At 67.7% G+C, this 20,150-nt stretch carries 17 protein-coding genes, 2 pseudogenes and 3 riboswitches; of the genes and pseudogenes, 3 read left to right on the top strand and 16 right to left on the bottom strand.

Translation table 11 applies throughout. The annotated features are described in order from the left end of the window. Position 1 precedes the first annotated feature (1 nt). Complete coding sequence (locus tag ABIA42_RS08595; RefSeq protein WP_370143755.1) at positions 2-2,359, bottom strand: TonB-dependent receptor; 2,358 nt, start codon at positions 2,357-2,359, stop codon at positions 2-4. Positions 2,360-2,475: 116 nt separating this feature from the next. Continuing rightward, positions 2,476-2,679: riboswitch (cobalamin riboswitch) on the bottom strand. 72 nt (positions 2,680-2,751) lie between these two features. On the opposite strand from ABIA42_RS08595, the gene ABIA42_RS08590 reads away from it, so the two are divergent. Next, the gene (locus ABIA42_RS08590; RefSeq protein WP_370114246.1) at positions 2,752-3,324 is read left to right on the top strand and encodes a histidine phosphatase family protein; all 573 of its coding nucleotides are present in this window, start codon (positions 2,752-2,754) and stop codon (positions 3,322-3,324) included. A gap of 6 nt (positions 3,325-3,330) precedes the next feature. Here ABIA42_RS08590 and cobT read toward each other — a convergent pair whose 3' ends face one another. The 8 genes and pseudogenes from cobT to cbiE form a co-directional block, all read right to left on the bottom strand. Beyond that, positions 3,331-4,383 carry a nicotinate-nucleotide--dimethylbenzimidazole phosphoribosyltransferase gene (gene cobT, locus ABIA42_RS08585; RefSeq protein WP_370114248.1) on the bottom strand — a complete coding sequence of 351 codons (1,053 nt, stop codon included), beginning with the start codon at positions 4,381-4,383 and terminating at the stop codon, positions 3,331-3,333. A gap of 10 nt (positions 4,384-4,393) precedes the next feature. Continuing rightward, positions 4,394-5,144: pseudogene (gene cobF, locus ABIA42_RS08580) on the bottom strand (precorrin-6A synthase (deacetylating)). Between the two features lie 46 nt (positions 5,145-5,190). Further along, complete coding sequence (locus tag ABIA42_RS08575) at positions 5,191-5,868, bottom strand: energy-coupling factor ABC transporter permease (protein WP_035669335.1); 678 nt, start codon at positions 5,866-5,868, stop codon at positions 5,191-5,193. A 36-nt stretch (positions 5,869-5,904) separates the two neighbouring features. Further along, positions 5,905-6,124, bottom strand: a riboswitch (cobalamin riboswitch). A gap of 45 nt (positions 6,125-6,169) precedes the next feature. Then, positions 6,170-6,901, bottom strand: coding sequence for a uroporphyrinogen-III C-methyltransferase (cobA, locus tag ABIA42_RS08570; protein ID WP_370114252.1), 732 nt, complete (start codon positions 6,899-6,901; stop codon positions 6,170-6,172). Further along, positions 6,898-8,208, bottom strand: coding sequence for a cobyrinate a,c-diamide synthase (locus ABIA42_RS08565; RefSeq protein WP_271526272.1), 1,311 nt, complete (start codon positions 8,206-8,208; stop codon positions 6,898-6,900). Before ABIA42_RS08565 ends, cobA begins: the two co-directional genes overlap by 4 nt. Further along, the gene (gene cobM / locus ABIA42_RS08560; RefSeq protein ID WP_271526273.1) at positions 8,208-8,990 is read right to left on the bottom strand and encodes a precorrin-4 C(11)-methyltransferase; all 783 of its coding nucleotides are present in this window, start codon (positions 8,988-8,990) and stop codon (positions 8,208-8,210) included. Before cobM ends, ABIA42_RS08565 begins: the two co-directional genes overlap by 1 nt. Next, a complete protein-coding gene (locus tag ABIA42_RS08555; protein WP_370114254.1) occupies positions 8,987-9,355 on the bottom strand; it encodes a cobalamin biosynthesis protein in 369 nt (122 codons plus the stop codon). The genes cobM and ABIA42_RS08555 overlap by 4 nt, the downstream gene beginning before the upstream one ends. Next, a pseudogene (gene cbiE / locus ABIA42_RS08550) lies at positions 9,352-10,534 on the bottom strand (precorrin-6y C5,15-methyltransferase (decarboxylating) subunit CbiE). Before cbiE ends, ABIA42_RS08555 begins: the two are co-directional and overlap by 4 nt. On the opposite strand from cbiE, the gene ABIA42_RS08545 reads away from it, so the two are divergent. Next, a complete protein-coding gene (locus ABIA42_RS08545; RefSeq protein WP_370114256.1) occupies positions 10,533-11,279 on the top strand; it encodes a cobalt-precorrin-6A reductase in 747 nt (248 codons plus the stop codon). The pseudogene cbiE and the gene ABIA42_RS08545 sit on opposite strands and share 2 nt — an antisense overlap. Here ABIA42_RS08545 and cobJ read toward each other — a convergent pair. From cobJ to ABIA42_RS08510, 7 genes are read right to left on the bottom strand one after another with little or no spacing between them, the layout of a single operon-like run. After that, a complete protein-coding gene (gene cobJ, locus ABIA42_RS08540; RefSeq protein ID WP_370114258.1) occupies positions 11,255-11,989 on the bottom strand; it encodes a precorrin-3B C(17)-methyltransferase in 735 nt (244 codons plus the stop codon). The genes ABIA42_RS08545 and cobJ overlap by 25 nt on opposite strands. Beyond that, positions 11,986-12,717: a precorrin-2 C(20)-methyltransferase gene (locus ABIA42_RS08535; RefSeq protein WP_370114260.1), complete on the bottom strand. Its 732-nt coding sequence runs from the start codon at positions 12,715-12,717 to the stop codon at positions 11,986-11,988. The genes cobJ and ABIA42_RS08535 overlap by 4 nt, the downstream gene beginning before the upstream one ends. 2 nt (positions 12,718-12,719) lie before the next feature. Next, positions 12,720-13,349 (bottom strand): precorrin-8X methylmutase, encoded by a 630-nt coding sequence (locus ABIA42_RS08530; RefSeq protein WP_271526279.1) that lies wholly within the window; start codon positions 13,347-13,349, stop codon positions 12,720-12,722. Continuing rightward, entirely contained in the window at positions 13,349-14,512 is a 1,164-nt protein-coding gene (cobG, locus tag ABIA42_RS08525) for a precorrin-3B synthase (protein WP_370114262.1), read from the bottom strand. The genes ABIA42_RS08530 and cobG overlap by 1 nt, the downstream gene beginning before the upstream one ends. Then, positions 14,509-17,757: a cobaltochelatase subunit CobN gene (cobN, locus tag ABIA42_RS08520; RefSeq protein ID WP_370114264.1), complete on the bottom strand. Its 3,249-nt coding sequence runs from the start codon at positions 17,755-17,757 to the stop codon at positions 14,509-14,511. The genes cobG and cobN overlap by 4 nt, the downstream gene beginning before the upstream one ends. Further along, positions 17,757-18,791: a cobalamin biosynthesis protein CobW gene (cobW, locus tag ABIA42_RS08515; RefSeq protein ID WP_370114266.1), complete on the bottom strand. Its 1,035-nt coding sequence runs from the start codon at positions 18,789-18,791 to the stop codon at positions 17,757-17,759. The genes cobN and cobW overlap by 1 nt, the downstream gene beginning before the upstream one ends. Beyond that, positions 18,788-19,162 (bottom strand): DUF1636 domain-containing protein, encoded by a 375-nt coding sequence (locus ABIA42_RS08510; RefSeq protein ID WP_131870075.1) that lies wholly within the window; start codon positions 19,160-19,162, stop codon positions 18,788-18,790. Before ABIA42_RS08510 ends, cobW begins: the two co-directional genes overlap by 4 nt. A gap of 92 nt (positions 19,163-19,254) precedes the next feature. Beyond that, positions 19,255-19,475, bottom strand: a riboswitch (cobalamin riboswitch). A gap of 39 nt (positions 19,476-19,514) precedes the next feature. Between ABIA42_RS08510 and cobO the strand changes: the two genes are divergently transcribed. Further along, positions 19,515-20,150, top strand: coding sequence for a cob(I)yrinic acid a,c-diamide adenosyltransferase (cobO, locus tag ABIA42_RS08505; RefSeq protein WP_271526283.1), 636 nt, complete (start codon positions 19,515-19,517; stop codon positions 20,148-20,150).

Raw genomic sequence — 20,150 nt, 5'->3', positions numbered from 1 at the left:
CCTACCATTTGAACGCGGCCGAGATCTCGTAGGTGCGCGGCGCGCCCAGCAGGATCTGGTCGGGGTAGAACGGATCGCCCCAGATCGCATAGCGCTTGTCGGTGATGTTGCGGATGCGGAAGGTCAGGCGGGCCTGGTCCACCGCATTGAACACCGTCTTGGGAATGTCGACGAAGGCATAGACGTCGGCCACCGTGTACGCCTTCATCGTCACGACGTTGGCATCGGTGTTGTAACGGTCGCCCACATGGCGGCCGGTGATGCCGAGCTCCACCGGCCAGGGCGTGAAGAATCGATACGACGCGCCGGCATTGGCCACGATACGCGGCACGTTCGGCGGCGTGTTACCGGAGAACGAGCCGCCGGCGAAGTCGTAGTCGGCATAGCGCGCGTCGACATAGGCGATGTTGCCCCACAGCCGAAGCGGTTCGATCGGCCGCACCGCCGCGGCAAGCTCGACGCCCTTCGACTCCTGTCGTCCGGCAATGTTGAGCTGCATGCCGCCGGCCGCCGCGTAGACGTTCTTGCGCAGGATGTCGTAGGCCGAGAACGACCATTCCGCCCTGTTGTCCCAGAACAGATGCTTGACGCCGGTCTCGTAGGTGCGCGCGGTCGTCAGGTCGAGCGGCTGGGTGGGTGCGAGCAGGAAGATGTTGTTGGCGGCAATGTCGGCGCCGGTGGCGTACTGACTGAAGAAGGTCAGGCCGGGAACGGCCTCCCAGGTGTAGCCGATGCGGCCCGTCACCGGCGCCCAGTCTTTCGTGAACGGAAAGCCTGCCTTCTCCTGCCCGCTCGCGTTGGTCGAATTGCGGTCGAGCCCGATGTGCTCGACGCGGAGGCCGCCGACCAGCGCGAAGCTGCGCGTGAGCTTCAGCCGGTCCTCGAACGAGAGCGCTTCGTTGTCGATGCGCGCGGTCTGCTGCTGGGTCGTGAGCAGGCCGTAGTAGCCGCGATTGGGATCGACCAGCGAAACGGAATCGCCTGGAAAGTTTGCCGCGCCCGGCCTGACGAAATCGAGATAGCTTGTCGACAAGGTCGTGACCAGCCGGTTGTCGAAGCCTGCGATATTCGCGTCCCAGATCAAATCGGTGATGTTGCCGACCAGGCGCTGGCTGTGCGCGACATAGAAGCGCTCGCGATCGACCTGGTTCGTGGTGGAATTGAACGCCTCGATCTCGTTGTTGAACCAGCTCCGTTCTGCGCCATAGCCATAGGCCTGGCTCTTCAGCGTCAGGTCAGGCGCCAATTTCAGCTCGAAGCCGCCGCGCAGCCACACTTCCTGCGCGACGTTACGGTTGTCGAGGACGTTATAGTTGGTGTTGAAGGTGCGGTCGTCGATGGTGACGGCACCGAGATTCGTCCCGTTGTAGTTCGACACGTAGTTGCCGGAGACGATCCCCGTCGTTGCATGCGAGCCGCTGAAAGCGACCGGCACCAGCGGCGCGCCCCAATAGGCCTTGGAGCGATCCTCGCGGTACTCGATCGCGCCCCAGATCTTGAGGCTGTCGGAGATGCGGTAATTGAGCTGGCCGGACGTGCCGAACGTCTTGACGTTGGTGTCGTCGGCAAAACCGTTGAGGGCGGAGCGGAAGATGTCGAAGCGATAGTCGAGGCCCTGCACATTGGTGCTGCCGCCCGAGCCGTAGTGCGCGCGGAATGAGTTGAGCGAGTCCCAGGAGAGCTCGGCTTCGTTCCGGATCGGTCCGGTGTGCGGCTGCTTGGTGACGAAGTTGATGGCGCCGCCGGCGGCGCCCTCGCCTGACATTAGCGAGGCCGGGCCTTTGAGGAATTCCACGGCCTGCAGATTGGCGGTGTCGGTGATCCGCGAGGTCATGTTCTGCGGGCCGATCTTGATGCCGTTGTAGAGCGTATTGATCTGGCTGTTGGTGAAGCCACGCATGGAAAACGCCGCGGGCTCGGCCGGATTGTCGCCGGAGGTGACGCCGACGGCACCCTGCGCCACCTCTGAGACCGTTCGATAACCCTGCTCGCGCATGGTCTCGGCGGAGATCACCTCGACCGTCGCGGGCGTTTCGCGCACCGTCAGGCCGAGCCGCGAGGCGCTTTCGGCCACGACATTGCTGTTGAGCGGCGTCTGCGCTGGCGCGGCCGGCGCGCTGGGCTTGGGCGGAGCCGATGCGGTCGCTGGCCGGCGTGCAGCTGCACGGCGCGCGCGCTGCGCTTCACGGTTGGCCGGCTTGGCCTGCCTGCCGGCTTCAGCAGGCGAGACCTCGACCGGCGGCAGGGGTTCGCGGACCTGCTGCGCCAGGGCGGCAGGCATATCGGCGATGACGAACGACGTGAACGCAGCAGAGGCGAGCAGGAAGCGGCTCGGCCGTAAGATACAGGTGGAAGACACGATACGAAACCTCGGTATGACGTCAGTGGCACGTCACAGCGAACGAGGTCCCATCTGTTGGCCTTTCGGGCCGTCCGATGAAGCCGAATGTCTGTACTCCCCGACCGACATCTTCGCGTGTGACCACGGCTGACGGCAGGTCTCCTGGCTCGCGGGTCGTGACCGCTTCGTCGCCTTCCCGGGACCGAGGACCCAGTGGCTTGTGACGAAGGATTCACCGCTTACAGTTGCGGGGGCAGCCGCGGCATTGGGGACAAGTTTCCCCGCACCGCATTCCCTTTTCATTCCCTCTCGGGGAAACCGTCGCGATCATCTAGGATTACCATCGTGACAGAGTCAATGCGCCAGTTGCGGCGTTGTGGCCACAGCGACCAACTTCCCTGGAGATGAGCATGGAAGGTGAGACCTTCCTCTGGCTGATACGGCATGCGACCGTCGCGGGCGTGGCGGGGACGATCCATGCTGCTGATGCGCGGGCGGATCTCGGCGATCACGCAGCACTGGTGGCTCTGCGGCAGCATTTGCCGCCGGATGCCACCACCTATGCCAGTCCGTCGCGGCGTACGGTCGAGACCGCGCGCGCACTGCGGCTCGAACCGGAATTGGTCAGCGAATTCCGCGAGCAGGATTTCGGCGACTGGACCGGCTGCCGGCATGACGAGCTCGCCGCGACCGGTGGCGAGACTTACGCGCAGTTCTGGCACGATCCGGCGCACGGACGGCCGCCGAACGGCGAAAGCTTTGCGGATCAGATCGCCCGCGTCCGGCTAGGTCTGTCGCGGATCGGGGCCGGATCGGCAACGCTCGTCGTGCATTCCGGCACCATCCGCGCCGCGCTCTGCATCGCACTGGACCTGACGCCGCAGGCCGCCTTGCGCTTCGTGATCGATCCGCTGTCGCTGACCCGGATCGACCGCCTCGCGGCGGGCTGGCGTGTCGTCTCCGTCAACCAGCGCCTGGCTTGAGCCGCATCAGGCCGGGCGATCCGGCACGTTGGCCTGCGCGAAGGTCGTCATACTGTTGTGAAGCGCGCAGGCCAATCGGACCAGCGGCAGCGCGATGGCCGCGCCCGATCCCTCGCCGAGCCTGAGATCGAGGCTGATCAGCGGCTGAACGTTCAGCGCGCGCAACACCAGCCGATGCCCCTGCTCCGCCGATTGATGCGAGGCGAGTTGGAACGGCTGGCAGGACGGATTGAGACGCGCCGCCGCCAGGGCCGCGACGGACACGATGAAGCCGTCGATCAACACGGGAATACGGGCTTGCGCGGCCGCAATGATCGCTCCTGAGATCGCCGCGATCTCGAGGCCGCCGACGGCGCACAGGATCTGCTCGACCGACGCTCCAGCGACACCGTGGCGTGCGATCGCCGCATCGATCACGCGTGCCTTGTGCGCGCGGCCGGCCGCATCGACGCCGGTGCCGCTGCCCGCGATCTCCCCGGCGCTCACGCCAAGCAGGCTCGCCGCGATCGCCGCTGAGGTCGTGGTGTTGCCGATGCCCATCTCACCGAAGATCAGGAGATCTGGCTGACTGGCCTTTGCGCGCACCACCGCACGCTGGCCGGCCTCGAAGGCAAAGGCCAGGTCCGAGGGCGTGAGCGCAGCCTCGACGCTGAAATCGCGCGTGCCGCTGCGCGGCTTGTCGGTGACGATTCCCGCCATCTGCGCCTGGGCCAGCGTGCCGGCGTCGACCACCTCCAGGCTCGAACCCAGTTCACGCGCCAGCACCGAGATCGCCGCGCCGCCTGAGGCAAAATTCGCCATCATCGCGATCGTCACGGCTTGCGGATAGGCTGACACGCCCTGCGCGACGATGCCGTGATCGCCGGCGAAGATGATGATCGGCACCCGCAATGCGTGCGGCTCTTCGGTCGCCTGCAGGCCCGCAAGCTCGATCGCGAGCTGCTCGAGCCGGCCGAGCGCGCCGGTCGGCTTCGTCAGTTGCGCCTGCCGCGCAATAGCGGCCTCGCGATGGACCGCGGAGACCTCGGGGCAGTTCCGGTAAACCCATTCGGGAAGCATGCTGCCTCGCTTACGCCCTGCGCTTGAGAATGTAGCTGTCCATGATCCAGCCGTGCCGCTCGCGCGCCTCCTGCCGCAGCGCGACGATACGAGGGCCGATCTCGGCGAGTGCGCCGGACATGATGATCTGGTCGGGCATGCCGAGATAGGCGCCCCACCAGATATGAAGCCCCGCTGGATCGAGCGACTGGAACGCCGTGCCGCCGTCGAGCATCACCACCACGGTATCGACACCTTGCGGCCAGCCGTCTTCACGCAAGCGCCGCCCCGTCGTGACCAGGAACGGCTCGCCGATGTCGTTGAGCGGCAGCGCATGCGCCGCACACAGCGCCTGGATCGAGGTGATGCCGGGCACGACCTCGATCTTCGGCAACGGATTCAATCGCCGTGCAATGCGCAGCGAGGAGTCGTAGAGCGACGGATCACCCCAGATCAGCAGCGCAACCTTGCCGTCACCATCGAGATGCCTCGCGATCGTCTGCGACCAGACCGCAGCCACCGCCTCGTGCCAATCGTCTACGCCCTTGCGGTAATCGGCTTCACCGGTGTCGCGCACGGGAAGGTCGAATTCGGCGATGACCGTCTTGTCGCTGGTGAGCGCGTCCGCGCAGATCGTTCGCCTGAGATCGGCGAGATCGGACTTTGCAGCCCCCTTGCGCGGGGATCATGACGAGATCGGCCGCGCTGATGGCAGCGATCGCGGCGCGCGTGAGCTGCTCGGGATCGCCGCAACCGATGCCTATCAGGGAGAGCGTGAGCATCGCGAGCGCGACGGGCGGCAATCAGGGCCGCCCTTTCGCTTGTCTCTCAGGCGCCGTTGTGCAGGCGCGGAGTGACGAGGCCGGGCGCGGTGACGCCGCGCAGCGACTTCGCCAGCGCCAGCACTGCGAGGTCTGCCAGCGGCTCGATCACGATGACCAGCGCGTAGGAGGCCGCGAAGGTCGCGATGTTGGCGAGGTTGCTCATGGCAAAACCGGAGCCGTAGAGCGCCCAGAACGCCACCCAGGCGACAACACCCGCTTGATAAGTCGTCGACAGCGCCAGCGCCTGACCGTACTTCAGATCGACATAGGCGGTGTTACGCGAAATGATGCGCGTGGCGATGGCCTGGATCGCGAACAGCGGCACCAGCAGCGTGGTGACGTTCATGCCGTATTGCGGCAGGTCAGCGGGCTCGAACAACAGACCCTGGAGCAGCAGGCCAAATGCGAGGCCGAAGGCGGCGGGCGCAGCACCAAAGAGCAGGAACAAGGTCGAGCCGAGGATGAAGTGCACTTCGGAGACGCCGACCGGGAAGTGCGGCAGGACCTGGAAGAAGGTGAAGACGAGGCCCGTGGTGGCGAGCGTGCGCGCGGCAAACGAGCCGACGCCCTGCGTGCGGACGGTTTCGGCCGCCAGCTTCAGCGCAACGCCGCCTGCGGCGATGCCGGTTGCGTAACTCAATACGAGCTTGGCGCCCGTGACGATTCCCGGTTCGATATGCATGGCTCAATTCCTTCCTGCCGTCACACCCGACGGCCTTGGTCTCAAAACGTGCAGGGCCGGTCTCCTGGCTCGCGGTTCACTGGGTTCTCCGGCCTTCCCGAACCTTGCGGCCCAGTGGCGATTCGGAGCCCCTCACCGCTTACAGTCGCGGGGGCGGCTGGGGTTTTGGGCGCCGCAACTGGGTCCGCCCACCCCCATTCCCGATTATGCTCCGGCGCTTTGCGCCGCGTCGAGCACCATGCCCCTCCTGTGTGCGCCTTTCGCGAGCCGGGCGTCAAGAGGCGAAGGGCGACCGCCGCCGTCATGACGGATAATCCCCTGCCAGCGCGCCGAACAGGATCACGGCCGCCGTGGACGCGGCGCCGCCCCGCGCAAGCTGCTCGGCGAGCTCGGCAATGGTGGTGCGGACCAGCCGCTCGTCAGGACGACCGAGGGATTCGGCAAACAGTGCGGGCGTGTTCGGAGCGAGCCCCTGCGCGATCAATTTCGCCGCAAGCGTCGGAAAGGTGCGCCTGCCCATATAGACCACGGTCGTGGCCTCGGGATCGGCCAGCGCCGCCCAGTTCAGGTTGGACGGCAGCTCGCCGCTGACGTCGGCCCCCGTGATGAACTGCACCCGGCGGGAGGTATGCCGACGGGTCAGGGGAATGCCGGCCTGGGCGGCGGCGACACAGGCGGATGTGACGCCGGGTACGATCTCGTAGCCGATGCCGGCTTCGCGCAGCGTTTCCAGCTCTTCCTCGAGCCGGCCGAAAATGCCGGCATCGCCAGACTTGAGCCGCACCACGCGCGCGCCTGTCGCGGCATAGTCGACCAGGAGACGGTTGACGTGGTGCTGCTTGGTCGAGGGCCGCCCTGCCCGTTTTCCCACCGCGACGAGATTGGCGCCGGGCCGCGCCAGATCCAGAATCGCGCCGGAGGCGAGGTCGTCATAGAGCACGACGTCGGCCTCGCGCAGCCGCGCGGCGCCCTTCACCGTGAGCAACTCGGGATCGCCGGGGCCGGCGGAAATGAACGACACGAATCCTCTCACCGGTCCTCCGCGATCAGATGAAAGAACGTACCGGTGGCGTGGCCGCGCCGCGAGCCGGTCTCGGCCATGGCGGCGCCCGTCGCATCGTGCACGACCGCCAGCGGCGCATCCGGCTGCGCGACGATCGTCGAATAGTGGAACTCGTGACCGCGCAGGCGTGCGCCGGGCTGATGCCCCGGCATCGGCGCAACCAGTTCGGCGAGACGATAGCCCAGATGCATGCGGCGTTTGGCAAAGCTGGTCTCGAGGCCAAGCAGGCCCGTCATCTCATGACGGAGGCCGTCGGCATCGGTGAGGCCCGTGCCCAGAGCCATGTAGCCTCCGCACTCGCCGTGCACCGGCCGTGTCTCGGCGAAGGCACGCAGGCCGCTTTGAAAGCGCGCATTGGCCGCGAGCTTGCCGGCGTGCAGCTCGGGATAGCCGCCAGGAAGCCAGCAGACGTCGGCGCTCGCGTCAGGCACTTCATCGGCAAGCGGCGAGAATGTCGAGATCTCGGCGCCCGCCGTGCGCCAGGCCTCCAGCATGTGCGGATAGACGAAGGAGAAAGCCGCATCGCGGGCGAGCGCAATGCGCTGCCCCGGTGGCGCGACGTTGAGACCGTTCGCGGCAGGTTGCGGCGACCAGCGAGCCGCCGACCGCAGCACGGCATCGAGATCGACATGCTCGGTGACGAAGCGTGCGGCCTCGTCGATCAGCTGGCCGATCTCGGCCCGCTCCTCGGCCTGCACCAGGCCGAGATGCCGCTTCGGCAGGCTGATCTCGGCATGACGCGGCAGCGCGCCGAACACGGCGATGCCGGCCTCGTTGAGCGCACGCCGCACGAGATCTTCATGACGCGGGCTGGCGACGCGGTTGAGCACGACGCCGGCAAGCCGCACGCCGGCCCGATAATCGCGAAGGCCTGCGGCGATCGCCGCCGCCGTCTGCGCTTGCCCCGAAGGATCGATCACCAGAACCACCGGCCAGCCCAGCATCTCCGCAATGTCTGCGGTGGCGCCGGTGCCGGAGACACCGCGTGCGGCGACGCCGTCGAACAGGCCCATCGAGCCCTCGGCGAGCACGATATCGGCGTCGGCACCGCGGCTGACGAGATGCGCGATTGCTCCGCGATCCATCGCCCAGCTGTCGACGTTGACGGAGGCGCGGCCCGTCGCGGCGGCGTGGAACGCGGGATCGATATAGTCCGGCCCGCTCTTGAAGCACTGCACGTTCATTCCGCGATTGCGCCAGGCGCGGGCGAGCGCCAGCGTCAGCGTCGTCTTGCCGACACCGGAGGCCGGCGCGGAGATGACGAGCCCTGCGGCCATCACGATGCCTCCGGAAAACGCGGCTCGGCACCGACCGGCCGATAGCGGCGGTCGTAGTCCGCGGCATAGAGACGGCTCTCGTCGAAATCCGCAGCGCCAAGCGTCCTGCCGACCAGGATCAGCGCGGTGCGCTCCATCTCGCCGCCCACAGCCGCATCAAGAGTGCCGAGCGTCGCGCGGACGATGCGTTGGTCCGGCCAGCTCGCGCGCCAGACGATCGCGACCGGGCAGTCCGCGCTGTAATGCGGCGTGAGCTCGGCAACGACCTTGTCGAGCAGGTGGATCGACAGATGGATCGCGAGCACCGCGCCGGTCGCTGCGAATGCGGCGAGCTTTTCGCCTTCGGGCATCGCGCTGGCCCGCCCCGGCGTGCGCGTCAGCACCACCGTTTGGGCAAGACCGGGCAGCGTCAGCTCGGCCCCCAGCGCGGCCGCGGCAGCCGAGAAGGACGGCACGCCCGGCGTCACCGAATAGGGAATGCCGAGCGCGCGCAGGCGGCGAAGCTGCTCGCCCATCGCCGACCAGATCGAGAGGTCGCCGGAATGCAGCCGCGCGACATCCTTGCCTGCCGCATGCGCGGCGGCGATCTCCGCGATGATCTCGTCGAGCGACAGCGGCGCAGTGTTGACGATGCGTGCCCCCGGCGGGCAATGCGCCAGCACCCCCTCCGGCACCAGCGAGCCGGCATAGAGACAGACCGGAGAGGCCGCGATCAGATCGCGGCCGCGCAGCGTCAGCAAATCGGGCGCGCCCGGGCCGGCGCCGATGAAATGCACCGTCATGCGCCGTCTCCTTCGGCGATCGCGGCGGTCGCGGTGCGATCCTGCGAGACAACCCGCGCCGCAATCAGCCGCGCGCGGGGACCGGCCGCAGCGAGCGCCGCGGCCTCGGCAAGCGATCCCGTCCCGAACTTTTCCGCGACGAGTTTTGACTGCGTCGGCGTGTCGATGCCGGCCAGCCTGTCGGCCGGAACGGCCTTGATCGGTATGCCGCATTCACGCGCGAGCTGCTTCAGCGCCTCCGCGTCGGCCTTGTCGCTGACGGTCGCAAATGCCGCAAGACCTTCGGGGCCGCCGGCCGTCGCGAGCGCCTCGCGCAACGAGGCGACCGTCACGTTGCTCTTGAATCCCAGACCTGCGACCTTCATCGGACCGCACTCCATTGCACCACCGGCCGCGTCGCTTCCCAGGATCGGTAGCGGCCGAGCGAGGCGGCATGCGCCAGTTCGACCCGCATCAGCTCGCCACCATGGCGCTGGTGCAGCTCGGCGAGCAGCGCTTCCGTCTCCAGCGTGACTGAATGTGCAACGAGCCGCGCTCCAGGCAAGAGGCGCGCCCAGACGGCATCGAACATCGCGCCATCGAGGCCGCCGCCGATGAAGACGGCATCCGGCGGCTCCAGCGCAGCAAGCGCTTCGGGCGCCTTCCCGGAAACGATGACGATCCGATGCGCCAATCCGAACGCGGCTGCATTGCTGCGAATGTTCGCGGCGCGATCTTCGCGCAGCTCGATGGCCGTGGCCGTCCCACCGCACAGCCCCCACTCCACCGAGATCGAACCCGAACCGGCGCCGACGTCCCACAGCCGTTCGCCGGGCCGCGGCGCCAGCGCCGAGAGGGCGAGCGCACGCACCGGCCGCTTGGTGATCTGGCCGTCATGGACGAAGAGATCGTCCGATAATCCCGAACTGCGGGAAATACCCTGGCCTCCCCGCGCCTCCACCGCCACCGCAACCAGATTGCCGGCAATATCCGCGGCAAAGAGATCGGCGCGATGCTGGTCGATGCTTTCGCGCGGGCCGCCAAGCGCAGCGAGAGTCCACAGGAGTGAGGCGCCCCCATCCGCGTTGCGTCAGCCACTTCGCGAGGTCGCCGACCGCCGCTGCGTCGCGCACCAGGCATATGATGCGTGCGCCTTGCGCCAAATGCGGCATGAGACGCTCGAACGGCGCCGCATGAAGGCCGAGGCACGTCACGGACTCGAGGCGCCAGCCCAGCCGCGCGGCCGCAAGCGAGAATGTCGACGGCGCAGGGTGCGCGATCCACTCGTCGCCACCGAGTGTCTCGGCGAGGCTCGCGCCGGCGCCATGCCAGAACGGATCGCCGGAGGCGAGCACCGCCGTTGGCCGGCCACGGCAGCTCAGCACGATCTTTGCGTCGAACGGCACCGGCCACGGGCGGCCGCGGCTGCCAACCTCCGCAAGCGCGAGATGGCGCTCACCGCCGAAGACGGTTTCAGCCTCGGCAAGCGCCTTTCGGCTTGCCTCGGACAGCCCGGCAAGGCCATCTTCACCGATACCGATGATGGTCAGCCAGGGATCAGACATGACGCGCGCCCTCATTCTGGGCGGAACGACCGATGCGAGCCTGCTCGCAGCGGAGGTCGCGCGCGCCGGCATCGACGCCGTCTATTCCTATGGCGGCCGCACCCGCGCGCCGGCCGACCAGCCGCTGCCGACCCGCATCGGCGGTTTCGGTGGCGTGAGCGGGCTGGCCGACTACATTCGTCGTGAAAATATCACGCATGTGATCGACGCGACGCATCCCTTCGCGGCTGAGATGAGCCGTAACGCGATCGTGGCGTGCGCGGAAGCCGGCACGCCGTTGATCGCGCTCGAACGCTCGCCGTGGACAAAAGCGCCCGGTGACAGCTGGATCGAGGTGGCAGACGTCAACGCGGCCGTCGCCGCGCTGCCCGTGGCGCCCGCAAACGTGTTTCTCGCCATCGGCCGCCAGCACATCGCGCCGTTCGCGAGCAAGCCGCAGCATGCCTACACGCTGCGCTTCGTCGATCCGCCCGAAGCGCCCCTGCCCTTCGCGGCAGATGTGATCGTGTCGCGCGGACCCTTCACCCTCGACGACGAGCTGGACACGCTGCGCACGCGCGGCATCGCGTGGATCGTCGCCCGCAATTCCGGCGGCGACGGCGCGCGCGCCAAGATCGACGCGGCTCGCATGCTTGGCTTGCCCGTGATCATGATCTCGCGACCAGGACTGCCCGAGCGGCTGCGGGTTGAGAGCGTGGCCGCGATCATGCAGTGGCTCGGTCATTCTAGCCGCCTCGGCGCATAGACCCAGGGGCCGACGCGGCGCGTCTGCGAATTGCCGACGATCACCAGCGTGCGCATGTCGGCCATTTCGGGCGTCGCTTCGTTCAGCGTCACGGTCTCGATCTTCTCGTCAGCCGCGCTGATCGCGCGCGCGAAGATCACGAGGCGCCCGCCGCAACCCGCCTCTTGAAGCACCGCAAGCGCGCGGCCAAATCCTTCCGGACGGCTCGCCGAGCGCGGATTGTAAATCGCGATGGCAAAATCGGCTTCCGCCGCGAGGCGGAGGCGTTTCTCGATCACCGCCCACGGCTTGAGATTGTCGGAGAGGTTGATCGCGCAGAAATCATGACCGAGCGGCGCGCCGGCGCGCGCGGCCGCCGCCAGCATCGCGGTGATGCCGGGCAGCACGCGGATCGGCAGTGCCTGCCATTGCGGCGCCTGTTGCAGCGCCTCGAAAACGGCCGAGGCCATCGCGAACACGCCGGGATCGCCGGAGGACACGACGACGACCTGGCCGCCTTCGGCCGCCAACCGCAAGGCCTCGCTCGCGCGTTGCAGCTCTTCACGATTGTCTGAGGGATGCAAGGTCAGACCCGGTCGCGGCGGCACGCGCGCGACATAGGGCGCGTAGCCCAGGATGTCGGTCGCGGCGGCAAGCGCCGCCGAGACTTCCGGCGTCACCAGCGTATCGCTGCCCGGTCCGAGTCCCGCGATGGTCAGCGTGCCCGTCATTCGGCAGCGTCCAGGTGCCGGCCCTTGCCGTGCACCAGCACGATCGCGAAATAGGGGCAATCGGCGGCATCGATCTTGGCAAGCCGTACCACGCGCTCGTCCGGCATGGTGCCGCGCTCGACCAGCCAGGCGTCGTCGAGCCGGCCGGCGGCTGCGAGCGCGCGGCGCACCTTTGCGATGTTGCGGCCGGTCTTCATGATGACCAACGCATCGGAATCGCGCATGCGCCGCTCGAGTTCGTCCTCGGGGAGCGTGCCCATCAGCACCGTCGTCACATCGTCGCCGAGCGCAATCGGCTGGCCGACGCCGTTCCAGCAGCCGACCATCCCGGGAATGCCGGCGATCACCTCGATCTCGACACGGCCTTGCAGGCGCGTGTGCAGATGCATGAAGGAGCCATAGAAATACGGATCGCCCTCGCAGAGCACGACGACATCGACCGCGCGCGCCAGCCGCGCCAGGCGCTCCGCCCATTCGTCGTAGAAGCCGGCGAGCAGCTGCACGTAGTCGGGACTGTCGAAGGCGATCTCCGTGGTCACAGGATATTCCATGGGATATTCGGTGACGTCGGCCGCCAGCATGCCCTCGACGATGCGGCGCGCTTGTCCGGGCCGTCCCTTCTTGCGAAAGTACGCAACGTGCTTTGCGCCGCGCACCATGCGGTCGGCGCGCACGCTCATCAAATCAGGATCGCCGGGACCGAGACCGCAGCAGATGATGCGTCCCATGGCTATTCGCTCCGGCTCGCCAGCGCGTTCACGGCAGCAACCGTGATCGCGGAGCCGCCGAGGCGGCCCTCGACCGTCAGCGCCGGGACCGGCGGATCGGCCATCAGCGCGGCTTTCGATTCGGCCGCGCCGACGAAGCCAACGGGACAGCCGATGATCGCCGCGGGCCGCGGGCAGTCGCGATCCTCCAGCATGTTGAGCAGATGAAACAGCGCGGTCGGCGCGTTGCCGATCGCAACGATCGCGCCGCCCAGATGCGGCCGCCACAGTTCCAGCGCCGCGGCCGAGCGCGTGTTGCGCATGGATTGCGCGAGCGCAGGAATGGATTCGTCTCCGAGCGTGCAGATGACGGCATTGGCCGCGGGAAGTCTTGCGCGCGTGATGCCTTCCGAGACCATGCGCGCGTCGCACAGGATCGGCGCGCCCTTCTGCAGCGCCGCGCGCGCGAGGGTCGCCATGCCTGATGTGAAGCGGATATGCGCCTCCAGGCCGACCATGCCGGCGGCGTGAATCATGCGCACCACGACCGGCTCCTCGTCCGGCGTAAAGCGCGCAAGATCGGCCTCGGCCCGAATGGTCGCGAAAGATTGCCGGTAGATCGCCGCGCCGTCGGTCTCGTAGGTGTGCGGCATCAGTTCCCTCCGACCAGGATCGAGGGATCGCTGACGATATCGGCGCCGCTCAGCCCGCGCAGGACCGGCTCGTCGCGGGTCGAGCCGTCGCGGACGAGATTGAAACCGGCATGCGTCGCAATCAGCGTGACCGCAGCCGTACCGGAATGGGCGCAGCCCTTGCCGCAGCCGGAGACGTGGAGCCGCACATCGGCGGCAATGCGCGGCGCCAGCGCTGCTGCGAGTGCGCGCGTATCGGCGTGAGCTTCCCGGCAGCGCGGCGCGCCGCTGCAGGCGATCACGCGCAGCGCCGGGTCGTACGGCTCGGTGATGAGGCCCGCCCCACCCGGCATCTCGCGCTTGCCCTCGCTGAGCACCATCCGCCAGGGCGTCATGCGCAGCGCATGTCCGCAAGCAGAGAACTGACGGAGCGTGGCGTACAGCATCTGCCCGAACGCGACGCCGACCATCGCGCCTTGCGGATAGTGCCCGGGCCGCGCCGCGGCCATGACGGGCGCCGGCTCGGTCTCGCCGCGCAGCGATTGAGGCAACGCCGCACCGGATGCGATGTGGGCCGCCATGCGCCCTCGCCCGTCCCTCGCGCCGCCGGAGATGATGAACCAGCTTGCGAGCGCCAGCGCCGTGCTCACGGCCTGTCCGCGTGCGACGGAGCGGCCAAGCCTTGCGCCGTCGGCTCGCACCAGGAGACGACCCGAGCGATCGCGCTCGATGCGTATGTCGGCGGAATCGCCAGCCAGAACGCGCGACCTTCCGTCATCGATGGCGAAGCCGAACTTGGTGGGAAGCACAAGGCCGGAATCGGCGAGCGCCTCCTCGAGCTCCGCGGCGAGCGACTGCGTTTCGTCGCCGTTGCTCCAGAACGGCGTCACCAGGATGTTGCGCCGAGCTTCGATCTCAGCGTCGGGGTCGAGCAGCTGGAGCTGCGCAAGGCCGTCGAGCAACGGCCGATGGCTCTCTTCCTTGACGCCCCTGATCTGGAGATTGGCCCGGCGTGTGACGTCGATCAGACCATTGCCGAAGCGTTCGGCCAGTTCGGCCAGCCCTGCAATCTGCGACGCTTCAAGTCGCCCGCCAAACGGACGCACGCGCACCACGAGCCCATCACCCGACAGCATCGGGCGCAGCGCGCCGGGACACCAGCCCTTGACCGCGGCCGCGCTCATGAAGCCTCCCGCAGTGCCGCCGCGATCGAATTGCGGCGGGTTCGCCAGAGTGAGGCGTCGTGCAGGCGTGTGAAGCAGATTTCCATCGCGGCGAGCGCGGACGGATTTTCGCGGGCCATGAAGGCCCGGACGTCGTCGTTGCCGAGCGTGGCATCGTAATAGAGGTCGAACAGATGTGGCGGCACGGCGCCGGCGAGGTGCGCGAAGGCGGCCATGTGCTCCAGCGTCGCGGTGATCTCGGCGGCGCCGCGAAAGCCATGCCGCTTCATGCCGGCGATCCAGGCCGGATTGGCCGCGCGTGCCCGGACGACGCGTGAAATCTCCTCCGTCAGCGTGCGCGCGCGAGGTTGCTCGGGGTGTGTCGCATCGAGGTGATAGAGCGATGGTCCCGCCGCGCCGAGATGTGCCGCAGCCGCAGCTACGCCGGCTTCATGCGCGGCATAGTCGGCGGCAAGCAGCAGATCGGTTTCAGGCAAGTCCTGGATGTGGACAAAAGCGTCTGCGGACGCGAGACGCGACTCGATGCCGGTACGATCCGGCTGCATCGCACCATCTGCCGAGAACGCCCAGGACGATGCCGACAACCAGGCTTCGCCGGCCGCATCGCGTGTCTCAGACGTGAAGGCATCCGGGATAGCGGACAATCCAACGCCGTAGTGTCCAGGCCGCGGCGCGAACACGCGGGATGCGCGGTGGCGGTACGGATTTTCATCGCCCTCCTCCTCGCGCGCCGCGAGCGCCTCGGAGGCGGCTTCGAACAATTGCGCCAGACCCGCGAAGACATCGCGAAACAGGCCCGACACGCGCAGCGTGACGTCGATGCGCGGACGGCCGAGCTCGGCCGGCGCGATGATGTCGTAGCCGATGACGCGGCCGGAGGCGTGATCCCAACGCGGCGCAAGGCCGGCCAGGTGCAGCGCCATGGCGAACTCCTCGCCCGCCGTGCGCATCGTCGCCGAGCCCCAGAGATCGACGATGAGGCCCTTCGGCCAGTCGCCATGATCCTGCAAGTGACGGCGGAGCAGCTCTTCCGCAAGCTTGATGCCTTGCGCATGCGCGGACGGCGTCGGCACCGCGCGCGGATCGACCGCGAAGAGATTGCGCCCGGTCGGCAGCACGTCCTGGCGTCCGCGATAGGGTGAGCCCGACGGGCCCGGCGCAACGCGCCGGCCTGCCAGCGCGGCAAGCAGCGCGTCCCGCTCCGCATCACCGCAGGCGCCGCGGCCGAACACGTGCAGGCCGTCGCCGAACTGGCTCTCCTTGAGATCGCAGACGAAGCGATCGATCCGCGGGATCGCTTCGGCCGGCGCTGCCGAGGCATCGAGGCCGAGATCCTCTTCGAGGCCGGCGGCACGGGCCTCGTCGCGGATCGCGGCGATCAGGCGCTGGCGGCGGGCGGGATCGAGACCGTCGGCGGTCGAATATTCATCGAGCAGCCGTTCGAGCCGGCGCAACCCTTCCGGTACCGCGGATGTTTCCAGCGGCGGCGGCAAATGGCCGATCGTGACCGCGCCGATGCGCCGCTTGGCCTGCGCGGCCTCGCCGGGATCGTTGACGATGAAGGGATAGATGACGGGCAGATCGCCGGTCAGGGCTTCCGGCCAGCACGCAGATGACAGCGCCACGGATTTCCCGGGCAGCCACTCCAGCGTGCCATGCGCACCCATGTGCAGGACGGCGTCACAGCCGTGCTGACTGAGCCAGAGATAGAAGGCGACGTAGGCATGGCGCGGCGTGCGGGCGAGATCGTGATAGTCGGCATCGCGCGAGGCCGCTTCGCCGCGTTCCGGCTGAATTGCGACAATCGACCGACCACATTCGATCGCGGCGAAATGGAACGCGCCATCGCGGCAGCTCGGATCGTCTTCCGGCGCGCCCCAGGCCTGCGCGAGATCGTCCTGCAAGGCCTGCGGCAGGCGCGAGAGCGCCGCCCGGTACTCGGCGACATTCCAGATCAATTGCTGCTTCAGCAGCGTCTCGCCGAGCGCATGAACCGGAGCGACAGCGTATCCGGCCGCCGAAAGATCAGACACCAGGGCCTCGACCGAAGCCAGCGCATCGAGACCAACCGCATGCGCGATCTGGTGCGGCCGGCCGGGATAGTTCGACAGCACGATCGTCAGCCACTTCTCGCCGGCCGGCGTCTCGGCAAGGCGTCGCCAGGCCGCGACGCGCACGGCGACCGCCGTCACACGCTCCGCATCGGGCGTGTGCGCCAGATGCGAGAATTGCAGATCCGGATCGCGCATAGCGGCCGATTTGAAACTCATCACGCCCGCGAACAGGCGTCCGTCGACCTCGGGCAGCACCACATGCATGGCGAGGTCGCCGGGCGACAGGCCGCGCAGCGACTCCGCCCAGTCCTCGCGCCGCGCCGTGGAGAGCGCGACCTGAAACACGGGGCATGTCGCGGCATCGAACGGCGTCGTGCCGTCATCGCCGATCGCAGAGAACGCCGTTGCATTGACGATCGCGGCTGGAGGATCCTGCGCAAGATGCGTGCGTAGCCAATCCGCGACGCCCGCGGCCTTCAGCGAGCTGACGAATACGCCATACGCATCGAAGCCGCGCTGGCGCAGCGCCGCGATCAGGGCATCGACCGGACCGGTGTCCGCAGCCGTGAGATAAGAACGATAGAACGTCACCAGCGCGCGCGGCTTCTTCTCGGCGCCGGCCGGCGCCGCAATCACGCCGCACTCGGGATCATAAAAGCCCATCTCGGGCACGATCATCTCGCCGACGACCGGTCCCGCATAGAGGCCCGAGGCCAGCGCAAGCTGCGCGATCGCCGCCTGCGCCGCGACCGGACCACCGGTGTCGCAGAGTACCTTGAGCCGGCGCAGCGTCGAGACCGGCAAGGTCGAGTACGCATCGAGCCGCGCGTCGTCGCGGCCATCGGCCGGCAGCACCGCCAGCACGATGTTGCGATCCTTGGCGAGTTGCTGCAGGGCCGCGAGCCCATACGGCCAATAGGACTCACCGCCGATCAGCCGCACCAGGATGCCGCGCGCCTGCGACAGCGTGCGCTCGATATAGGTGTCGACCGACAGCGGATGACGGAGCTCGGCGAGATTGGCGAGCCGCAGCGACGGCAGGCTGCTCCGGCCACGCCGCCAGCCGGCCGCGAACGCCGCAAGATCGGAATCCGAATACGAGAGCACCACGAGATCGGCCGGGTCCTGGCCGATGTCTCTTGGCGTCGCGGTCTCCTCGAGACCACGGCTCTCGCGGAAGACGACGTGCATCAGATACCAAGTCCTGCCTTGATCGCAGCCTCGTCGATATCGCCATGCTCGCCGATCACGACGAGCTTCGACTGCCTGACACCTGCGCCCCAGGGCCTGTCGAACTGGTGGCGCACACGCTCGCCGACCGCCTGCAGCAAGAGGCGCATCGGCTTGCCCGCGACCGCGATATAGCCCTTGGCGCGCAGCACGTTCTGCTCGCGCGCCAGGCGCTGGACCGAGGCGACCAGCGCATCGATATCCGCGACTTCCGGAAGATCGATCACGACGGAGGCGAAATCGTCGTGCTCGTGCTCTTCCTCGCCGTCATGATGCGACGGGCGCGCGGCGAGATCGTTCTCGGCGGCAGCGCCAAGGCCGAGGATGACGCGCGCATCGATCGCACCGTCGGTGACGGAAAGCATCGGCACGCGGCGCGGCATCTCGGCGGCGATCGCCGCCCTGGCGGCTTCGATCCCGGCGCTGCCTGCAAGATCAGCCTTGGTCAGCAGCACGATGTCGGCGCAGGCGATCTGGTCCTCGAACACTTCCGACAGCGGCGTCTCGTGATCGAGATTCTCGTCCGCCGCGCGCTGCGCTTCGACGGCAATCGGGTCCGGCGCGAAGCGGCCGGCCGCAACAGCCTCGGCATCGGCCAGCGCGATCACGCCATCCACCGTGATGCGTGAGCGGATCTGTGGCCAGTCGAATGCCTTCAGCAGCGGCTTCGGCAACGCCAGGCCCGAGGTCTCGATCAGGATGTGATCGGGCCGCACCGGGCGCGCCAGCAATTTCTCCATGGTCGGAATGAAATCGTCGGCGACGGTGCAGCAGATGCAGCCATTGGCGAGCTCGATGATGTTCTCCTCCGGACAATTGGCGTCGGCGCAGGACTTCAGGATCTCGCCGTCGACGCCCTCGCTGCCGAACTCGTTGACGAGCACGGCGAGCTTCTTGCCGCCTGCATTGGCGAGCAGATGCTGGATCAGCGTGGTCTTGCCGGACCCGAGAAAGCCGGTGACTACCGTGACCGGAACTTTTGCGAGCGAGTTCATTCGGCGGCCTCCGGCACGACGGCAATGGGGGGAATGCGGGCAAGTGACTGCTTGCGGAATATTTCCGGCCTGCTGCGCCAGGGCACGAGGCCATCCGGCGCCGCCGCATAGGCCGCCGCGCCCGCGACCACGTCCTGCGCATTCGTCTCCGACAGGCGGCCATAGACATAGGACCAGCGGCCGGGCGCGCTGAGCGCGACCGAGCAGCCCTGGCTGCAGGCCGACAGGCATTCGACGGGAACCACAGTGACGCCGTCGGGCACGCCCGCGTCGAGGATCGCACCATGCAGGCGCTTGCCGGGCGTCGTCTCGCCCTCGCCAAGCGTCTGGCCGGCGCGGCAGGTGATGCAGACGTGAAGTGTGACGGTCATCGCCTCTTCCAGGATAATCAGCGGGAGGCGAGAGGCACACGGACCCTGACTCAAGAGGCCGTTTCCCCGTCGCGGAACACCCCGTCCGCCGGTCCAAAACTCTTCGCGCTGGCAGGTCTCCCGGCTTGCGGAGCAGGGCTTTGCCCTTCGATCCCCGCCTTCCCGATTCCCGGGGGAATCAGTGGCTTCGGGCATCTCTCCGGTCACGGTCGCGGGGGCGGCTGCATTTTGGACCCAAATCCTGCCGATTCGGACCCTATCGCATTCCCTCTTCGCCTGTCATAGGACAGGAACCAACGCCGGGCCACCATTTGCCCGTGGCTGCCACTTGTCAAGCCGAAGGACTGGACCGATGACGCCTGAACCGGACACCCGAACGGGCGAGGAAACCGACGCCCGGCACGCCCAGAAAATGGCGAAGAAGAAAGCCGCCCGCGACAAGATCATGGCGACCAAGAGCGGCGAAAAGGGCCTGGTCATCGTCCACACCGGCGCCGGCAAGGGAAAATCCTCCTCGGCCTTCGGCATGATCGTCCGCTGCGTCGCCCATGGACTCCCCTGCGCGGTCGTGCAGTTCATCAAGGGTGCCTGGGACACCGGCGAGCGCCGCCTGCTCACCGGCCATTTCAGCGAGCTCTGCCAGTTCCACGCGATGGGCGAAGGCTTCACCTGGGAAACGCAGGACCGCGCCCGCGACATCGCCGCAGCGCGCGCCGGCTGGGAGAAGGCCAAGGAACTGATCCTCGATGAGAGCTTGCGCATGGTCGTGCTCGACGAGATCAACATCGCGCTGCGCTACGATTATCTCGACATCACTGAGGTGGTCGACTTCCTGACCACGCAGAAGCCGCCGATGACGCATGTCGTGCTCACCGGCCGCAACGCCAAGGACGAGCTGATCGAGATCGCCGACCTCGTCACCGAGATGACGCTGGTGAAGCACCCGTTCCGCTCCGGCATCAAGGCGCAAGCCGGCGTCGAGTTCTGA

This window comes from Bradyrhizobium sp. USDA 327, from assembly GCF_041262065.1.
GTDB lineage: Bacteria > Pseudomonadota > Alphaproteobacteria > Rhizobiales > Xanthobacteraceae > Bradyrhizobium > Bradyrhizobium liaoningense.
Note: the sequence above shows the minus strand (reverse complement) of the source record. Positions and strands in the feature narration are given on the sequence as shown.

Coding starts and splice junctions, on each gene's coding strand:
- ABIA42_RS08530 (WP_271526279.1), bottom strand. CDS start 13,349: ATGCCGCACACCTACGAGACCGACGGCGCGGCGATCTACCGGCAATCT.
- cobM (WP_271526273.1), bottom strand. CDS start 8,990: ATGACGGTGCATTTCATCGGCGCCGGCCCGGGCGCGCCCGATTTGCTG.
- ABIA42_RS08565 (WP_271526272.1), bottom strand. CDS start 8,208: ATGGCCGCAGGGCTCGTCATCTCCGCGCCGGCCTCCGGTGTCGGCAAG.
- ABIA42_RS08555 (WP_370114254.1), bottom strand. CDS start 9,355: ATGAAGGTCGCAGGTCTGGGATTCAAGAGCAACGTGACGGTCGCCTCG.
- cobJ (WP_370114258.1), bottom strand. CDS start 11,989: ATGACGGGCACGCTGACCATCGCGGGACTCGGACCGGGCAGCGATACG.
- ABIA42_RS08545 (WP_370114256.1), top strand. CDS start 10,533: ATGACGCGCGCCCTCATTCTGGGCGGAACGACCGATGCGAGCCTGCTC.
- ABIA42_RS08510 (WP_131870075.1), bottom strand. CDS start 19,162: ATGACCGTCACACTTCACGTCTGCATCACCTGCCGCGCCGGCCAGACG.
- ABIA42_RS08590 (WP_370114246.1), top strand. CDS start 2,752: ATGGAAGGTGAGACCTTCCTCTGGCTGATACGGCATGCGACCGTCGCG.
- ABIA42_RS08535 (WP_370114260.1), bottom strand. CDS start 12,717: ATGGGACGCATCATCTGCTGCGGTCTCGGTCCCGGCGATCCTGATTTG.
- cobG (WP_370114262.1), bottom strand. CDS start 14,512: ATGAGCGCGGCCGCGGTCAAGGGCTGGTGTCCCGGCGCGCTGCGCCCG.
- cobN (WP_370114264.1), bottom strand. CDS start 17,757: ATGCACGTCGTCTTCCGCGAGAGCCGTGGTCTCGAGGAGACCGCGACG.
- cobT (WP_370114248.1), bottom strand. CDS start 4,383: ATGCTTCCCGAATGGGTTTACCGGAACTGCCCCGAGGTCTCCGCGGTC.
- cobW (WP_370114266.1), bottom strand. CDS start 18,791: ATGAACTCGCTCGCAAAAGTTCCGGTCACGGTAGTCACCGGCTTTCTC.
- ABIA42_RS08575 (WP_035669335.1), bottom strand. CDS start 5,868: ATGCATATCGAACCGGGAATCGTCACGGGCGCCAAGCTCGTATTGAGT.
- cobO (WP_271526283.1), top strand. CDS start 19,515: ATGACGCCTGAACCGGACACCCGAACGGGCGAGGAAACCGACGCCCGG.